Source organism: Amycolatopsis deserti, from assembly GCF_014653945.1.
Taxonomy (GTDB): domain Bacteria; phylum Actinomycetota; class Actinomycetes; order Mycobacteriales; family Pseudonocardiaceae; genus Amycolatopsis_E; species Amycolatopsis_E deserti.
Genome location: NZ_BNAU01000011.1, coordinates 184,881 through 201,776, shown reverse-complemented (window position 1 = coordinate 201,776; position 16,896 = coordinate 184,881). Strand labels below are relative to the sequence as shown.

At 73.1% G+C, this 16,896-nt stretch carries 16 protein-coding genes; 3 read left to right on the top strand and 13 right to left on the bottom strand.

What is annotated here, in order from left to right; translation table 11 throughout:
• Positions 1–43: 43 nt before the first annotated feature.
• The 10 genes from IE290_RS34640 to IE290_RS34595 all read right to left on the bottom strand — a co-directional run bounded on the left by IE290_RS34640 (position 44) and on the right by IE290_RS34595 (position 10,723).
• On the bottom strand, positions 44–343 hold the full coding sequence (locus IE290_RS34640; RefSeq protein ID WP_094008022.1) for a hypothetical protein: 300 nt from the start codon (positions 341–343) through the stop codon (positions 44–46).
• Entirely contained in the window at positions 340–738 is a 399-nt protein-coding gene (locus IE290_RS34635; protein WP_191248949.1) for a DUF948 domain-containing protein, read from the bottom strand. Before IE290_RS34635 ends, IE290_RS34640 begins: the two co-directional genes overlap by 4 nt.
• Before the next feature lie 141 nt (positions 739–879).
• On the bottom strand, positions 880–2,244 hold the full coding sequence (locus IE290_RS34630; RefSeq protein ID WP_191248948.1) for a replication-associated recombination protein A: 1,365 nt from the start codon (positions 2,242–2,244) through the stop codon (positions 880–882).
• 34 nt (positions 2,245–2,278) lie between these two features.
• On the bottom strand, positions 2,279–3,124 hold the full coding sequence (locus IE290_RS34625; RefSeq protein WP_373300622.1) for an SGNH/GDSL hydrolase family protein: 846 nt from the start codon (positions 3,122–3,124) through the stop codon (positions 2,279–2,281).
• A 620-nt stretch (positions 3,125–3,744) separates the two neighbouring features.
• The gene (locus IE290_RS34620) at positions 3,745–4,941 is read right to left on the bottom strand and encodes a phosphotransferase (RefSeq protein WP_191248947.1); all 1,197 of its coding nucleotides are present in this window, start codon (positions 4,939–4,941) and stop codon (positions 3,745–3,747) included.
• Between the two features lie 32 nt (positions 4,942–4,973).
• The gene (locus IE290_RS34615) at positions 4,974–5,927 is read right to left on the bottom strand and encodes a DUF389 domain-containing protein (protein WP_191248946.1); all 954 of its coding nucleotides are present in this window, start codon (positions 5,925–5,927) and stop codon (positions 4,974–4,976) included.
• Positions 5,928–5,932: 5 nt separating this feature from the next.
• Entirely contained in the window at positions 5,933–7,702 is a 1,770-nt protein-coding gene (gene aspS / locus IE290_RS34610) for an aspartate--tRNA ligase (RefSeq protein ID WP_191248945.1), read from the bottom strand.
• Positions 7,703–8,098: 396 nt separating this feature from the next.
• Complete coding sequence (locus IE290_RS34605) at positions 8,099–9,415, bottom strand: Rv2578c family radical SAM protein (protein WP_229874884.1); 1,317 nt, start codon at positions 9,413–9,415, stop codon at positions 8,099–8,101.
• A gap of 161 nt (positions 9,416–9,576) precedes the next feature.
• Entirely contained in the window at positions 9,577–10,224 is a 648-nt protein-coding gene (locus IE290_RS34600; RefSeq protein ID WP_191248944.1) for an alpha/beta fold hydrolase, read from the bottom strand.
• Between the two features lies 1 nt (position 10,225).
• Complete coding sequence (locus IE290_RS34595) at positions 10,226–10,723, bottom strand: pyridoxamine 5'-phosphate oxidase family protein (RefSeq protein WP_191248943.1); 498 nt, start codon at positions 10,721–10,723, stop codon at positions 10,226–10,228.
• A 56-nt stretch (positions 10,724–10,779) separates the two neighbouring features.
• On the opposite strand from IE290_RS34595, the gene IE290_RS34590 reads away from it, so the two are divergent.
• On the top strand, positions 10,780–11,406 hold the full coding sequence (locus IE290_RS34590; RefSeq protein ID WP_229874883.1) for a winged helix-turn-helix transcriptional regulator: 627 nt from the start codon (positions 10,780–10,782) through the stop codon (positions 11,404–11,406).
• A 216-nt stretch (positions 11,407–11,622) separates the two neighbouring features.
• Here IE290_RS34590 and IE290_RS34585 read toward each other — a convergent pair whose 3' ends face one another.
• Positions 11,623–12,693: a threonine aldolase family protein gene (locus IE290_RS34585; RefSeq protein WP_191248942.1), complete on the bottom strand. Its 1,071-nt coding sequence runs from the start codon at positions 12,691–12,693 to the stop codon at positions 11,623–11,625.
• 108 nt (positions 12,694–12,801) lie between these two features.
• On the opposite strand from IE290_RS34585, the gene IE290_RS34580 reads away from it, so the two are divergent.
• Together IE290_RS34580 and IE290_RS34575 are read left to right on the top strand one after the other, a co-directional pair.
• Positions 12,802–14,262, top strand: coding sequence for a benzaldehyde dehydrogenase (locus IE290_RS34580; protein WP_191248941.1), 1,461 nt, complete (start codon positions 12,802–12,804; stop codon positions 14,260–14,262).
• A gap of 74 nt (positions 14,263–14,336) precedes the next feature.
• Positions 14,337–14,702 carry a nuclear transport factor 2 family protein gene (locus tag IE290_RS34575; RefSeq protein WP_191248940.1) on the top strand — a complete coding sequence of 122 codons (366 nt, stop codon included), beginning with the start codon at positions 14,337–14,339 and terminating at the stop codon, positions 14,700–14,702.
• Positions 14,703–14,748: 46 nt separating this feature from the next.
• Here the strand turns inward: IE290_RS34575 and IE290_RS34570 are convergent, their stop codons facing one another.
• Both IE290_RS34570 and IE290_RS34565 read right to left on the bottom strand, forming a co-directional pair.
• Positions 14,749–16,599, bottom strand: coding sequence for a Na+/H+ antiporter (locus tag IE290_RS34570; RefSeq protein ID WP_191248939.1), 1,851 nt, complete (start codon positions 16,597–16,599; stop codon positions 14,749–14,751).
• Entirely contained in the window at positions 16,596–16,871 is a 276-nt protein-coding gene (locus IE290_RS34565; RefSeq protein WP_191248938.1) for a helix-turn-helix domain-containing protein, read from the bottom strand. The genes IE290_RS34570 and IE290_RS34565 overlap by 4 nt, the downstream gene beginning before the upstream one ends.
• Between the last annotated feature and the right edge of the window lie 25 nt (positions 16,872–16,896).

Below are 16,896 nucleotides of genomic sequence, written 5' to 3'. Positions count from 1 at the left end.
CAGGGGCTGCGGCGTCGGCGGAGGGCGCGGCGGCTGGGCCGCGTCAGCCCTCCGCCCGGCGAGCTCGCGCCGGGCGCCGGGCCGCGTGCCGTCCTTCGGAGGCGCGCGGGGTGCTCACCCCGGACCGGTCCTCCACCATGTGACGCAGCTCCTGTTCCCGCTCGCTCATCCCGGCGCGCACGTCGGCGCCGAACGATCCGATGGCGCCGGCCAGCTCGGACACGGCGTCACCCAGGTTCGAGGCTAACCCCGCCGGCGACGCTTGACGAGCGGTTTGACCTGCCTTGCGGGTCAGTGCGACGCCGGTCACGACGCCGACGCCGAGCCAGAACAGGCGCTTCACTTGCGGCCCCGCTTCCGGCTGTGCTTGCCCTCGGCGAGCTCCTTGCTCTTGCGGCGCGAGCGGATGGCCTTGCTCAGGCCGTAGGACAGGGCGGCCGTCTTGACCAGCGGGCCGCCGAGGGTCGCGGTGAAGACCGACGACAGCGCGGAGACGTTGCCGCTCACGGCCTGGGCGTTGGCGGTGATCCCGTCGACGCGCTCGAGCTGGGTGTTGACGTGCGTGATCGTCTCGTTGGCGCCGAGCAGGATCGGGTCCGAGTTCTCGTGCGCCTTGCGGATGGCGATCGTCGCCTCGTCGAGCGTGCGACCGAGCTTGAGCAACGGGATCGCCAGCAGCAGCACCAGCAGGACGAACGCTCCTGCGGCGATCAACGCGGCGATCTGCCCTGCCGACACGGGCCCTCCTCGGGTTCTAGCGGCGTGAATGCCGGTCAGGTTACCGTGCGTCGCCGCCGGTGGCTGGACGGGCCCTCCGGGCTCAAGCGGTCCGGACGCGCGGGTCCCGGCGAGATCGACTTCGCCAGGTTTCGCTCCGGGTCAGCCGCCGCGCACCGAGCGGCGCAGCCGGGGGACGCGTTCGGACAGCGTGCGTTCGGCGCCGCGCTGGGTGGGGTGGTAGTAGTCCACGCCGACCACCTCGTCCGGCGGGTACTGCTGCGCGACCACGCCTTCGGGCACGTCGTGCGGGTAGCGGTAGCCCTGGGCGTTGCCGAGCTTGGCCGCGCCCGCGTAGTGGCCGTCGCGCAGGTGCGGGGGCACCGTGCCCAGGCGGCCGGCGCGCACGTCGGCCAGTGCGGCGTCGATGCCCATGACGACGGCGTTCGACTTGGGCGCGGTGGCGAGGTGGATGGTGGCCTGGGCCAGCGCGAGCCTGCCCTCGGGCATGCCGATGAACTGGACGGCGTGCGCGGCGGCGACCGCGGTCTGCAGCGCGGTCGGGTCGGCCATGCCGATGTCTTCGCTGGCGTGCACGACGAGGCGGCGGGCGAGGAACCGCGGGTCCTCCCCCGCCTCGATCATGCGGGCCAGGTAGTGCAGCGCGGCGTCCACGTCGGACCCGCGGATGGACTTGATGAACGCGCTGATGACGTCGTAGTGCTGGTCGCCGTCGCGGTCGTAGCGCACCGCGGCCTTGTCCACGGTGGACTCGACGATCGGCAGGTCGATGGTCTTGTGCTCGGTGGCCGCGGCGGCGTCGGCGGCGGCTTCCAGTGCGGTCAGCGCGCGGCGGGCGTCGCCGGAGGCCAGCCGGACGAGGTGGTCCTCGGCCTCCCGGGTGAGTTCCAGCTCGCCGTCCAGGCCGCGCTCGTCGGCCAGCGCGCGGCGGATGAGCAGGCGCACGTCGTCGTCGGTGAGGGGTTTGAGCTGCAGCACCAGCGAGCGGGACAGCAGCGGGGAGACGACGGAGAACGACGGGTTCTCGGTGGTGGCGGCGACGAGGAGGACCGTGCGGTCCTCGACCGCGCCGAGCAGGGCGTCCTGCTGGGTCTTGGAGAACCGGTGCACCTCGTCGATGAACAGGACGGTGTTCTCGGCGTTGTACTGGCGGCGGCGCCGGGCTTCCTCGATGACGCCGCGGACCTCCTTGACGCCGGCGGAGAGCGCGGACAGGGCGACGAAGCGGCGGCCGGTGGCGGTGGAGACCAGGTTGGCGAGGGTGGTCTTGCCGGTGCCGGGCGGGCCGTAGAGGAGCACCGAGGCCGGGGCGGCGCCCTCGACGAGGCGGCGCAGCGGGGCGCCTTCGCCGAGGAGGTGCTGCTGCCCGACCACCTCGTCGAGCGAGCGCGGCCGCATCCGGACGGCGAGGGGCGAACCCGGCGGGACCGGGGCCGTCTGGGGCTGCGTCACGCGCTCCGGCGGCGGCTCCAGGTCCGGGTTCACCGTGAAGAGTTCGTCCTGCACGCCTCCACCGTAATGCGGACCCCCGACGAAACCGTCACTGCTCCGCCGGTTCCAGTTCCAGGGGCTCGACGCGGCGAGCGCGCCAGGAGTCGAGCGCCGACCGGGCCACGATGGCGGCGGCGTAGGGCAGCAGGTCGCGGCCGCGGCGCCACAGCCAGGGGATGCCCTTGACGACGAGCCAGCCGACGTGGTCGACGGTGCGGGGCGCGACGCCGCCGGAGCAGACGAGGCTCACCGGCGAGGGGACGGAGATCCCGGCGTCGGCGAGGAGTTCGGTCACGCCGCGTGCCAGGAGGCGGTGGCCGAGTTCGGAGGGGTGCAGCCGGTCGACGCTCCAGGCGGCGAGGTCGTACGCGCCGGGCAGGGAGCCCAGGTCGAGGCAGGTGGCGCCGTGGCGGCGGGTGATCAGTTCGATGACGTCGTTCAGCTCGCCGATGCGGGCGGTGAGGGCGCGGCGCAGCGGGCCGGGGAGCCGGAAGACGCGGCTGTGGTCGTGGAAGCGCATGGTGACGACGGTGGCGCCGACGCCGTGCAGGGCGGTGATCACGTGTTCGAGGTCGCGGGCCAGGCCGAGGGGGTCGAAGTCGGACCGGAGGGTGTCGTTCATGCCGACGATCAGGATCGCGACGTCGGGCCGGTGGTGCAGGGCCGCCGGCAGCTGGTCGGTGCGCACGCAGCGCATGCGGGCCCCGGTGAAGGCGGTGTTGAGGTACCCGGCGGGCGGGATGCCCAGCGCGTCGGCGACCAGCGGGCCGACGCCGCGCCAGGAGCCGCCGGGCACGGGGTCGCCGAGCCCCACGGCGGTCGAGTCGCCGAGCACGGCCAGGCGGACCGCACGGCGGGGAAGCGGGTCAGGGGTCTGGGTGAATTCTTCACGCACCGCAGTCACGTCTGAAGACCATCAGGCACGGACCCGCCCACCACGTGATCGGCGGGTAACACGCCCCGGACGGCTCAGCGAACGTCTGGGTTTGGGGGGTGTGGGTGGGTGGGGGTGCTGGCGTGGGTGTGACGTGCCCGGTCATGCGGCGGGGCCGGTCGTTGGCGCACGGAAGGGGCCAGTCGCGGGCGCACGAGAGGGCCAGTCGCATCACGGCCAGCCGCACCCGCACGAACGGGCACACTCGCGGCCACACGAGCGGACCACTCGCCGCAGTACGAGCGGACCACTCGCCGCCGTACGAGCTACCCACTCGCATCCGCACGAGAGGGCCACCCGCACCCGCACGAAAGGGCCAGTCACGGCCGCGCGAATGGGCCACTCGCAGGTGCACGAGCCGGCCACTGGTCCCCACGCGAGTCGGCCTGTCGCCCCCGCACGAAAGCGCCAGCCGCGGCCCCACGACCTGCGCCACTCGCGGCCGCACGAAACGGCCACTCCGCACGAAAGGCCCACTCACGGCCGTGCGAGTGCGCCACTCGCACTCGCACGAACGGGCCGCCCGTACCCCCCGCACACGGGCGGCAACCGGCTCCCGCTATCCCGAGAACCCCGCAGCCTCAGCGGAAAGCCGGGTACAGCGGCAGCTCCAGCCCGGGCCCGAAGCGCGTGTCCAGCGCCTTCGCGACCGCCCGGGCGTGCTCGGCGACCTCGTCCCGGCCGCCACGCTCGGCGTAGGTTCCCAGGTCCTTCCACCAGCTCACCAGCGCCGCCACGCGGCCGGGTGAGATCTCCGCGGCCACGCCGCCCAGGTCGGCCCACGTGGTCACCCACACGAGCAGCATCTGGTGGTCCAGCAGCTGCGCCGACAGCACGTCGTTGTCCGCGAGCGCCGGCCAGACCCCGGACACCTCCGCCTTCCACGCCGCGATCATCGCCTCGCTCATGCCGCTCGGCAGCGCCCGCGCGTCGTCGCAGGTGGCGAACGGGACGCGCAGGTGCGCGGCGTCCACCAGGGCGTTGCGGACCAGGCCGCGCTCGAAGTCCAGGAAGTGCACGCCGCCGCTGGTCACCAGGTTGTTGTCCGGGCTCAGGTCCACCGGGCTGAACGCGCGGTACGGCGACGACGCCGAGCCCTCGCACACGTTCTCCGCGTAGGCCCGCACGTCGTCCGGCGTGGCGACCCCGACCGCCTCCTCGAGCAGCGTCGGCAGCCGCGCGCACGCCACCGCCGGCGTGGTGTCCTCGTCCGGCACGAACCCGCCCAGCCGCCGCAGCAGCGCCTCGAAGTCGGCCTCACGACCCGCGGTTGTCGCGTGCAGCCGGCCCAGCGACCGCGCCCACGACAACAACGCCCGCTCGGCCAGCCGCGCGTCCTGCCCGCGCAGCTTGTCCCACAGGGTGGGCGCGCGGCCGAGGTCGTCGATCACGATCACGCGCAGCGGCCCGTCGTGGGCGAGCAGTTCCGGGCACATCCGGTCCTCGGCCGGCAGCGCGGTGAACAGCTGGTAGCTGACCGCCTCCTGCGCGAACGGGTCGGCGACCCCGCGCGGCGGCGCCTCCGGGTAGTGCTTGATCACCAGCGTCCGCGGCAGCCCGAACGGGGACGCGGCGATGCGGGCGCGGACCACCGTCGCCGGTCCGCTCCCGGGCAGCGCCTCCGGCTCCACCAGCCCGATCGGGCTGCCGAAGCGCCGCGTGAGCACGGTTTCCGCCGCCTGGACGGCCGCGTCCACGGTCTCCGTTCCGCTCACCGGAACAGCCGCCACAGCCGGGTCCTGGTCGTCCTCCGTGCCTGGGGAAGTGTCCACCGTCATCGCCTTCGACCCTACTAGCGGGCGAACGTCGCTCACCACAACGATTTTTCCACTTCCGGCAACGGCCGCACGGTGACGCGGTCCCGGTTTCGCCGCCGCAGCAGCAAAACGACGGCCGCCGCCGCAACGATCCCGACCAGGTTCACCGCCAGCTGACCGAACGAGTAGGCCGCCTTGACCCACTCCCCCACGACCGCCGCGACCACCGCGTACCCGGCCGCGGGGACCGTGGTGACCGAAATGAACACACCGACCAGCGCGGCCGATTTCGCCGACGTCATCGACAGCATCCCGGCCGCCCCGGCGAGCAGCGCGACGATCAGCGAGTACCACCCGACCTCGTAGACGAAGTCCACCTCGTGGGCTTCGCGGAAGCTGCTCACGTCGAGCAGCCCGACGGCCCAGCTCAGCACCGTGACCCCGGCGGTCACCAGCATCGCGAGCGGGAACCCGAGCCCGAGCGCCAGCAGCGCGCGGCGGATGAGGTCCCCGCGGCGCAGCACGAGCCCCACCGCGATCGCGGCGAGCGGCCCGAACTCCGGCCCCACCACCATCGCGCCGACGATCGTGACCGGCGAATCGGTCACGATGCCGACCGAGGCCAGCAGGCACGCGATCGTCAGGAACGTCAGGAACGTGGCGTTGAGCCGCGACTCCTCGCCGGTGCGGTTCAGCAGCTCCTGCCAGACGACCGCGTCCGCACCCTCGCCTGGCGCGTTTTCCTCCGCGCGGTCGGCCGAATCGGACAGCGCCGTGTCGAGCGCTTCGAGGGTGATCGCGCCGCTGTGGTCCAGCCCCAGCTCGCACAACGCCTCGACCACGTCGTCGGCGGCCTCGCGCGCCACGTCGGCCTCGATGAGGTCACCGGCCGGGGACACGGCGGCACCGGTGTGCACGATCAGGTGCGCCGTGCCCGGCTGGTCCCGCAGCACCGCCAGCGCGCGCTCGGTGTCCTCCGGCGGGCTGACGACCCGCAGGTGCAGCACCGCGGTCAGCCCTTGGGCGCCGGCGGCTTCGCGTCGACCCCCGCCTCGCGGCGCTGCTGGGCGGTGATCGGCGCCGGGGCACCGGTCAGCGGGTCGTAGCCGCCGCCGGTCTTCGGGAACGCGATGACGTCCCGCAGGGACTCGGCCTTGGCCAGCAGCATCACGATGCGGTCCCAGCCGAACGCGATGCCGCCGTGCGGCGGGGCGCCGAAGGAGAACGCGTCGAGCAGGAAGCCGAACTTCTCCTGCGCCTCGGCCTCGGACAGGCCCATCACTTCGAAGACGCGCTTCTGCACGTCGGCGCGGTGGATACGGATCGAGCCGCCGCCGATCTCGTTGCCGTTGCAGACCAAGTCGTAGGCGTAGGCCAGGGCGTTGCCCGGGTCGGACTCGAACTTGTCGATCCACTCCGGGGTCGGCGAGGTGAAGGCGTGGTGGACCGCGGTCCACTTGCCGGAACCGACGGCGACGTCGTCGGTCTCGTCGGCCGGCTCGAACAGCGGGGCGTCCACCACCCACACGAAGGACCACTCGTCGGGGTCGATCAGGCCGAGGCGGTGGCCGATCTCCACGCGGGCCGCGCCGAGCAGGGCGCGGGCCTCCTTGGGCTTGTTCGCGGCGAAGAAGACGCAGTCACCGGGCTTGGCGCCGACGGCCTCGGCCAGGCCCTCGCGCTCGGATTCGGAGATGTTCTTGGCGACCGGGCCGGACAGGGTGCCGTCCTCCCCGATGAGCACGTAGGCCAGGCCCTTCGCGCCGCGCTGCTTGGCCCACTCCTGCCACGCGTCGAGCTGGCGGCGCGGCTGGTTCCCGCCGCCGGGCATGACGACCGCGCCGACGTAGGGCGCCTGGAAGACGCGGAACGGGGTGTCGGCGAAGTACTCGGTCAGGTCGGTCAGCTCGAGCCCGAAACGCAGGTCCGGCTTGTCGGTGCCGTACTTGGCCATCGCGTCGGCGTAGGTCATGCGGGTGATCGGGCGCGGGATGTCGTGGCCGATCAGCTTCCACAGCGCCGACACGACCGCCTCGCCGACGGCGATCACGTCGTCCTGGTCGACGAAGCTCATCTCGATGTCGAGCTGGGTGAACTCCGGCTGCCGGTCGGCGCGGAAGTCCTCGTCGCGGTAGCAGCGGGCGATCTGGTAGTAGCGCTCCAGGCCGCCGACCATGAGCAGCTGCTTGAACAGCTGGGGCGACTGCGGCAGCGCGTACCAGGAGCCCGGGCGGAGGCGGGCCGGCACCAGGAAGTCGCGGGCGCCCTCCGGGGTGGAGCGGGTCATCGTCGGGGTCTCGACCTCGACGAAGCCCTGGCCGTGCAACACCTCGCGGGCGGCGCGGCTGACCTCGCTGCGCAGGCGGATGGCGCGGGCCGGGCCGCTGCGGCGCAGGTCCAGGTAGCGGTACTTGAGCCGCACCTCCTCGCCGACGTCGACGCGGTCGTCGATCGGGAACGGCAGCACCGCGGCTTCGGACAGCACCTCCAGCTCGGTGGCGAGCACCTCGATCGCGCCGGTGGGGATGTCCGGGTTCTCGTTGCCCGCGGGGCGCCGCGCGACCTCGCCGGTGACCTTGACGCAGAATTCGGAGCGCAGCTGGTGGGCGCGCTCGGCCATCTCGCCCTCGCGGAACACCACCTGGGCGACACCGCTCGCGTCCCGCAGATCGATGAAGATCACCCCGCCGTGATCGCGCCGCCGGGCGACCCACCCGGTGAGCGTGACGATCTGGCCGGCGTGCTCGGCACGCAGGGTGCCGGCGTCGTGGGTGCGAAGCACTGCGGTTGTTCTCCTTGCGAGGCGTTCAGCTCGTGGCGTCAGCAGGGATTTTCCTGCCCGTATGAGGCTAACGAACGCCCCGGTGGGCGAGTCCACCAGGTTATGGCCGGGCGTTCGCGCGAGGGGGTGCGGGGGCGCCGCGGCGGGCTGGTGACCGCCGGTGGGGGTGCGGCCGGGTTATGGCAGGGGCGGCTGCGGGTGCGCCGGCGGCTGCGCTGGGTCGGCAAGGCGGCGACGCCGCAGGTCCTCATGCCACCGGCGAAACGCGGCCCCGGGCCCCGCGGCCGGCTACAGCAGGCTCAGCTGCTCGCCCGGCAGCCGCGCTGGGAGCGCCGCCGGGCGGCACCGCGGGGCCTCATCCCACCGGCGAAGCGCGACCCCAGGCCGCACGGCCGGCTAGAGCAGGCTCAGCTGCTCCCCCTGCGGCGGGCGCTCCGGGGCGCGCGGGGACGGCGTCCGGTGGGACTCCTCGCGGCGGTTGAGGCCGTGGCGCCTCAGCAAGGGCGCGACCCGGGCGGACAGCGCCCTCCGGTAAGCGGGCATCGCGTAGCTGCCGTGGCCGTAGATCTCCCGGTAGCGCTCCACCAGGTCCGGCCGGTGCGCGCCGAGCCAGCGGGCGAACCACTCGCGCGCGCCGGGCCGCAGGTGCAGCGCCAGCACGGTGGCACGGGCGGCCCCGGCGGCGGCGATCTCGGCGAACAGCGGCTCCAGCGCCTCCTCGGTGTCGGTGAGGCCGGGCAGCACCGGCGCGACCATGACGTGGCAGGGCAGGCCGGCGTCGGCGATGCGGCGGACCAGGTCCAGCCGGGCACGCGGGCTCGGGGTGCCTGGCTCCAGACTGCGCTGCAGGCCGCGGTCGAGCAGCGCGATCGACACCGCCATGCCGACGTCCACCTGCCCGGACACCGAGGTGAGCAGCGGCAGGTCCCGGGTGAGGACGGTGCCCTTGGTGAGGATCGAGAACGGCGTGCCGGAGTCGGCGAGCGCGCGGATGATGCCGGGCATCAGCCGGTAGCGGCCCTCGGCCCGCTGGTAAGGGTCGGTGTTGGTGCCCATCGCGACGTGCTCGCGGTTCCAGCTCGGCCGCCGCAGCTGGGCGGCCAGCACCTCGGGCGCGTTCACCTTCACCACGACCTGGGTGTCGAAGTCGCGGCCGGCGTCGAAGTCGAGGTAGGTGTGCGTGTTGCGGGCGAAGCAGTTGTGGCTGACGACCCCGGCGGCGATGAAGTCGCCGGTGCCCGTGGTGATGTCGAACAGGGTTTCGGCCCGGCCCAGCGGCTCGATCGCGACCACGTCCAGAGCGGCGTCCTGCTCGGCCACCGCACCGGCGGGGCCCACCAGCGTGTCGCCGGGCGCCAGGTGCGGCCGGTCGTCGCCGGTGACGTGGCGCCAGCCCTTCGCCGTGAGGAACCGGTGGTCGCCACTGGCGACGAGGGTCGTCCCGTTCCGCAGGGTCAGCCGGTGGGCCGGCTTCACGGTGGCCCAGTGGGCCAGCACCGTGGTGCGCACCAGGTGGCGGTCCTCGCCGCGCGGCTCGGTGCCCTGGATCTCGTCGCCGACGCGCAGGTCTGCCAGCGGTCTGGTGCGCCCGTCGGCCATCAGGATCGGGGTGTCCCCGGCCAGGCAGTAGGTGCAGGCGTGGCTGCAGCCCCGGTACGGGTTGACGGTCCAGCCGAACGGGACCATCGACTCGCCCGGCACCTTGTTCAGCACCGAGCGGGCGTGGACCTCGTGGAACGTGACGCCCTGGAACTCCGGCAGGCGTCACGGTCCGGACGAGGCCGTCCAGTCCCAGCAGGGCCGGTTGCGCGTCACGGCCGGCGCGTTGACTCTCCCACCTCACACACTCAGTCGAACACGCGTTCGAAGCGCTGTCAACACCAGGAGACCAGGAGGTCGGCCAGCTCACGGGGGCGGCTCAGCGCGGCCAGGTGCCCGCCCGGGATCTCGTCCAGCTCCAGGCCCAGCCGCTCCCGCACCACGCGGCGCTGGAACTCCAGCGGGAAGAACCGGTCGTCGCGGCCCTGGACGAACCGGGTCGGCACGTCCGGCCACTTCGCCAGCGGCCACGGGGTGGTGAACGGCGTCCCGGACTGCCGCGGCTCACCCTGCCGGAGGGCTTCGGCCTTCACGTCCGGCGGCAGGTCGTGCAGGAAGTCGCGCTCGCTGTCCATCTCCTCCGGGTGGGCCTGGTCGTAGCCGGTGTTCGCCCACCACTCGCCGCCCGTTTCGCCCGGCGCCGGGACCATCGCGTTGAGCAGCACCAGGAGCGACACCGGCACGCGTTCGCAGACGAGCGGAGCGGTGAAGCCGCCCATCGACTGGGCGACCAGGACGACGTCCTCCCGGTCGCCGATCGCCCGCACGACCACGTCGGTGTACTCGGCCAGCCCGGCGGAATCGTCCTCGGCCGGCAGGTCAACGGCGATCGCCTCGTGACCGCGGCGCATCAGTTCCGGGACGAGCCGGTGCCAGTACCAGGCCTGGCCGCCGGCGCCGGGGACGAGCACGAAGGTGGCCATGTCATCGCCCCCGCCGGGCGAAGTCCTCGGCGGTCCCGCCGCCGGGGAACCGCTCCTGGAAGTCGAAGGTGCCCACCCACTCCGGCCGGACCGCGATCCGCGCCATCCGCACGCCGGGCCGATCCGCGTCAGCGACGGCCGCTTCGCCCTGCTCGGGCCCGTAGTAGCGGCGCTGGGCGGCGGCGTATTCGGGCAGCACGCCGTCGACCTCGGTCACCACGGCGTTGCCGCGAACGAGCAGCACCTCCGGCGGCGGGCCGGCCCGGTCGATGGTGATAGCGACGGCGGGACGGGCCCGGAGCGCGGCGAGTTTGGCGGTGCCGGCGAACGTCGCCATCACCACCTCCTCGCCGGTCCTGTGGAATAGCATCGGCAGCACGCGGGGCGTGCCGTCCCGGGCGACGTAGGCGAGGCGGGCCAGCTCGGTCGAGGCGAGCATCCGCTGAGCCAGATCGGTGCCGAGGAGCTTGAGGTCTCCCTGCGGGAGCGTGGTCGTCATGCTCCTAATTTAGGAGTGACTGGTGTCATAGTGCAAGCGGCAGCTACTCTTTTCTCGTGCGGAGTTACGACGACCCGTGCGGGGTGGCCCGGGCCCTGGACGCGGTGGGTGAGCGGTGGGCGCTGCTCGTGGTGCGCGAGGTGCTGCTGGGGCCGAAGCGGTTCCGGGACCTGAGCCGGTCGCTGCCGGGGATGAGCCAGAACGTGCTGTCGCAGCGGTTGCGGGAGCTGGAGGGCGCGGGCGTCGTGCGGCGGCGACGGCTCGGACCGCCGGCGAGCACCAGCGTGTACGAGCTGACCGAGCACGGTGCCGAACTGGAGGCGGTGGTGATGGCGCTGGCGCGATGGGGCAGCCGGCGACCGGTGCCGCCGGCCGGGGAGCTGAGCGTGGACGCACTGGTGCTGGCGCTGCGGACGACGTTCTCCCCGGCCCTGGCGGAGGGATTGTCCGCACGCGTGGAGCTGCAGCTTGGCGACGACACCTTCACGGCGACGATCGATTCCGGTGAGTTCTCGATCCGCCGAGCCCCCGCGGAGGACGCGGACGTGGTCCTGCGGACCGACGCCACCCGGCTCCGGTCGCTGGTGTTCCTCGGCCAGCCGCTCACCGAGGCCGACGTGGTCGCGGGTGAGTTCGGCGCGGCGGAGCGGTTCGTCCGCTGCTTCCCGCGCCCCGGCGCTTGACGGGCACCACCGGCCTGCCACTCGCGCGGAGCTGGGGGACGACACGTCCACGGCGGTGAGCGATTCCGGCGAGCTCTCGATCCGCCGGCACCCGGCGGACGACGCCGAGGTGACCGCGGGTGAGTTCGACGTGGCGGAGCGGTTCGTCCGCTGCCTCCCGCGCCCCGGCGCTTGACGGGCACGTGACCAGAAGGCGCCCCGGTGAGCGGACCGGAGTCAGACCGCTCGTTCGAGGAGCTCGTGCAGCAGAGTGACCACCTCCTCCGCCGCGAAGTCCATTCCGTTCTCGCCCACGCTCACCTCGAACGAGCACCGCCGCGGGTCCGGGGACGAGCGCACCCTCAGGAACAGTTGCACTCCCTTGTCCGCCACCAAGTCCGCGGCCGCACGCTCCACCGCGGCCTTCGGTGCGGGCAGGTGGACGTGGAACATCCCGGCCTGCGGCGGGTCCGGATACGCGTACGCCACGCCGTCCCGGTTGATCGCCGTCGCCAGGGCCCGCGCGTGGGCGTGGAACTCAGGCATCCGGGGCAGCAGCGACTCCAGCCCCTCCAGGGCCGCGACCGCCAGCGGCCACGCGTCCGGGATCGCCCCGCCCAGGCGACGGCGCCAGACCGCGGCCTCCGCGATCAGCGTCTGGTCCGCGGCCAGCACCGCGCCCCGCACGCCTTGCAGTCCTTTGTAGAGCGACACGTACACGCTGTCGAAGAGTCCGGCGATCTCCGCGAAATCCTTGCCGTAGAACGGTTGCGACTCCCACAACCGCGCACCGTCCACATGCGCCGCCGCACCGCGCGAGCGCGCGAAACCGACCTGCGCGACCAGGTCGTCCCACGACGGCAGCACCCCACCCAGGTCCCGCTGCGGCAACTCCCACACCACCGCGGCCAGCGGCTCCCCCACTGCCTCCAGGTCCGCCAGCCGCATCAGCTCGTTGCGGTCCCCCACCGGCCGGAACCGCAGCCCGTGCACCGCCGCGTAGCCCTGGTCCTCCCAGTTGTCCAGGTGCGTGTACGGGTGCGCGGCGAACGTCCACCGCCCGGACCGCTCCGCGTGCACCCGCAACGCGACCTGCTGCGCCATCGTCCCGCTCGGGAAGAACAGCGCCGCCGGTGTGCCCAGCAGCGCGGCGATCCGGGCCTCCAGGGACGCCACCGGCTCGGCGGGCGACACGTCCTCCCCCACCCGCGCCAGCCATCGTTCGAGCACCGCCCTGGGCCGCCGCCGCACCGGGCCGTGCGACGCGAGCGTCCGCTTGATCTTCGTCTCGTCCACGAGCGCGATCATCGCAGGCACCACCGACAGTTTTCCCGCCTTCCACTCAGTGAAAGACCCACTGGTGCGTCCCGGGCAGCTCGGGAGGATGGCGGAAAACCTCGCGCATCAGGAGTGACAGTGAGCTTTCTCGACGACGAGAAGTGGACCGGACGCGTCTTCACCGGCAGCTGGGAGCGCGCTGCGGGCGGCGACGCGGCGGTCGTCGAGCCCGCGACCGGCGACGAGCTGGGACGCGTCGGCATCGCCTCGCCCCAGGACCTCGCGGCCTCCGCGGCCAAGGCGGCCGAAGCGCAGCGCGCGTGGGCGGCGACCTCGTTCCAGGAACGCGCCGCGGTCCTGCGCCGCGCCGGCGACCTGTGGCAGCAGCACGCCGCCGAGCTGAAGGACTGGCTGATCCGCGAGTCGGGCAGCATCCCCGGCAAGGCCGACTTCGAACTGCACGTCGCCGCGCAGGAGTGCTACGAGGCCGCCGCGCTGCCGAGCCACCCGACCGGCGAGGTCCTGCCGAGCGAGGCGCCGCGCCTGAGCATGGCCCGCCGCGTCCCGGCCGGTGTCGTCGGCGTGATCGCCCCGTTCAACGCGCCACTGATCCTGTCGATCCGCTCGGTCGCGCCGGCGCTGGCGCTGGGCAACAGCGTCGTGCTCAAGCCGGACCCGCGCACCGCGGTCTGCGGTGGCGTGGCGCTGGCCCGCGTCTTCGAGGAGGCCGGGCTGCCGGCCGGGGTGCTGCACGTGCTGCCGGGCGGCCCAGACGTGGGCGCCGCGCTGGTCGAGGACGAGCACGTGCGCGTCATCTCGTTCACCGGGTCGACCGCCGCCGGCCGCGCGGTCGGCGAGTCCGCCGGCCGCCACCTCAAGCGCGCCCACCTGGAGCTGGGCGGCAACTCGGCGCTGATCGTGCTCGACGACGCCGACCTGGAGCAAGCGATGAGCGCCGCCGCGTGGGGCTCGTTCTTCCACCAGGGCCAGATCTGCATGACCACCGGGCGGCACCTGGTGCACGCCTCGCTCTACGACGAGTACGTGGACCGCCTCGCGGAGAAGGCGAACCACCTGCCGGTCGGCAACCCGTTCACCGACCAGGTCGCGCTCGGCCCGATCATCGACGAGCGGCAGCGCGACAAGATCCACGGCCTGGTGACGTCCAGTGTGGACGCCGGGGCGAAGGTCGCGGCGGGCGGCACCTACGAAAACCTCTTCTACCGCGCCACCGTGCTGGCCGGCGCGGGCCCGTCGGTGCCGGCCTACGACCAGGAGGTGTTCGGCCCGGTCGCGCCGGTGGCGAAGTTCGCCACCCTGGACGAAGCGGCGAAGCTCGCGTCGGAGAGCGAGTACGGGCTGTCGCTGGGCATCATCACCGCGGACGTGGCGAAGGGCCTGGCGCTGGCCGACCGGATCCCGACCGGCATCGCGCACATCAACGACCAGACGGTCAACGACGAGGCGCTGGCCCCGTTCGGCGGCGTGTTCGACTCCGGCACCGGCTCGCGCTTCGGCGGCCCGGCCGCGAACATCGAGGCGTTCACCGAGACCCGCTGGGTCACGATGCGCGGCGACGTCGCCGGCTACCCGTTCTGACGGCGCGTCACCGCGCGCGTCCATTACCCGGCGGGTAATCGACGCGCGCGGCCGGCGTGCGCCACGGTCGGTGGATGGACAAGACCAACAAGCAACTGGTTGTCGAGGGATTCCGCGAATTCGCCTCGGGTAACACCGAAGTGCTGCGCACCCTTCTGCACGAGAACTTCATCGAGCACAGCCCCGGCAACCCCAGCGGGCGGGACGCGTTCATCGAGTTCATCGCCGCCGCCCCGGTCGCCGGCGCGCACCTCGATCTCAAACGGGTCGTCGCCGAGGACGACCTCGTGGTGATGCACTACAGCATGACACCGGAGGGCGACGAGCGCGGTGTCGCCGTCGTGGACATCTGGCGCCTGGAGGACGGGAAGATCGCCGAGCACTGGGACGTCGTGCAGCCCGTGCCGGAGGCCGATCAGATCCCGAACGGGATGTTCTGACCCGTCGCGGCTACCGGGCGGGCGGGGGCGCACCGAGCGCCCCCGCTCAGCCGACGATCCCGTCCACGAAGCACCAGCGCCAGTTCTCGCCGGGCTCGTAGCTGCGGATCACCGGGTGGCGGGTGTCGTGGAAGTGCTGGGTGGCGTGCTTGCGCGGCGAGGAGTCGCAGCAGCCCACGTGCCCGCACTCCAGGCACAGCCGCAGGTGCACCCACGACGAGCCCTCGCGCAGGCAGTCCACGCAGCCTTGCGCGTCGGTCTCCGGCGCGCCCGCCTTCTCCAGGTGGTCGCAGGTGCCCGCGGTGGCCGCGGGGGTCTCCAGTTCACGTTCCATGCCCGGCTCCTCCTCGGGTCGCTCCAGCAGCGACTCCTCGATGTCCAGCCCGTCCATCACCCGCCGGAGCACCTCGTCGTCGGCGGTGCCCTGGTCCCGCGCGGTGAGCAGGACCTCCCGCTCCGCCGTCAGCATCTCGGCGCGCAGCCGACGGTACGCGTCGCTGGGGGTCTCCTCCACCGCACTCAGCCGTCCGAGGTTCTCCCACGCCGAATCCGACCGGTAGGACTGCTTGTCCCGCAGGCGGTCGATGACCTCCGGCGGGTCCTGCGGCCGGCGGATCTCCTCCAGCCGCGCCAGGCCCGCGGACGTCATGTCGTGCAGCAGCGCGGCTTCCTGCAACGCGTCCTCCGCCGGGTTGGGCGGCGGCAGGCTCAGGCGGCGCACCAGGCCGGGCAGGGTCATGCCGTGCAGCAGCAGCGTGCCGGCCACCACGACGAACGCCGCCAGCACCAGCACCGCCCGCTGCGGAGTGTCGTCCGGGAGCACGAACGCGGCGGCGAGGGTGACCACGCCACGCATGCCCGCCCACGAAATCACCGTGAAGTACGACCACGGGGTCCGCTCCCCCGGCCGCATCCGGGCCACGAACCCGTAGGCGAACACCCACACGATCCGAGCCAGGATCGTGGCCACGAGCACGCCGGCGCAGATCAGCGCGAGCGACCAGGCCGACAGCCGGGAGTCGCCGACCTCCTCGACGATGCGCCGCACCTGCAGCCCGATCAGCAGGAAGACCACGTTCTCCAGCAGGAACTGGACGGTGCGCCAGTTCAGCCTGCTGGCCAGCCGCGACGGCCCGGACAGCAGCTTCGGCGTCTGGTGCCCGACGATCAGCCCGGCCACGACGACCGCGACCACGCCGGAACCGTGGATGGCCTCGGCGGGCAGGTAGGCCAGGAACGGGATGACGAACGACCACGCGGTGTCCATCACCGGGTCGGTGAGGCGGCGGCGCAGCAGGCTCGCGGCCCAGCCGATCACCGCGCCCACCACGACTCCCCCGCCCGCGGCGAGCAGGAAGTCGCCGCCGACCTCCCAGACGCTGACCGCACCGGCGATCGCGGCGATGGCGGTGCGCAGCCCGACGAGCGCGGCCGCGTCGTTGAGCAGGCTCTCGCCCTCCAGGATCCGCACGATGCGCCGCGGCATGCCGACCCGGCGCGCCACGGCGGTGGCGGCGACCGCGTCCGGCGGCGCGACGACCGCGCCGAGCGCGAACCCGGCGGCCAGCGGGATGCCGGGCACGATGAGCCACACGACCCAGCCGACCACGAGCGTGGTGAACACGACGAGACCGACGGACAGCGCCGCGATCGGCACGCGGTTGGCGCGGAAGTCGTACAGCGGGGTGCGCAGCGCGGTCGCGTAGAGCAGTGGCGGCAGCAGGCCGACCAGGACGACCTCGGGGTCGAGCCGGTAGTCCGGCACGCCGGGGACGAACGAGGCGAGGACGCCGATCAGCACCAGGCACAGCGGCGGCGACCAGTTGAGGCGCTGCGCGATGCCGGTGACGACGAGGACGACGGCCACCAGCGCGGCCAGCTGGACGGCGACGATCATCGGGACCGGGCCGGCAGCGCTTCGCCGGCCAGCGGCGCGGCGATCTCGTAGAGGCGGGTGGTGGCGCGCCAGAAGTGGCTGCGGCCGACGACCCGGCGGCGGGCGTACCCGCGGCTTTCCAGGGTGTAGACGATCGAGGCGCAGGTGGCGAGCGGGATCTCGGTCGCCCGCGCCAGCGCGGTGAGGGTGAGGCCCTCACCGGCCTCGACGAGGGTCTCCAGCACGGTCAGCGTGCGGTCGACCGAGGGGGATGCCGGCCTGTCCGACGCCATGCGTGGTGCCTCTCGGGGTGATCTT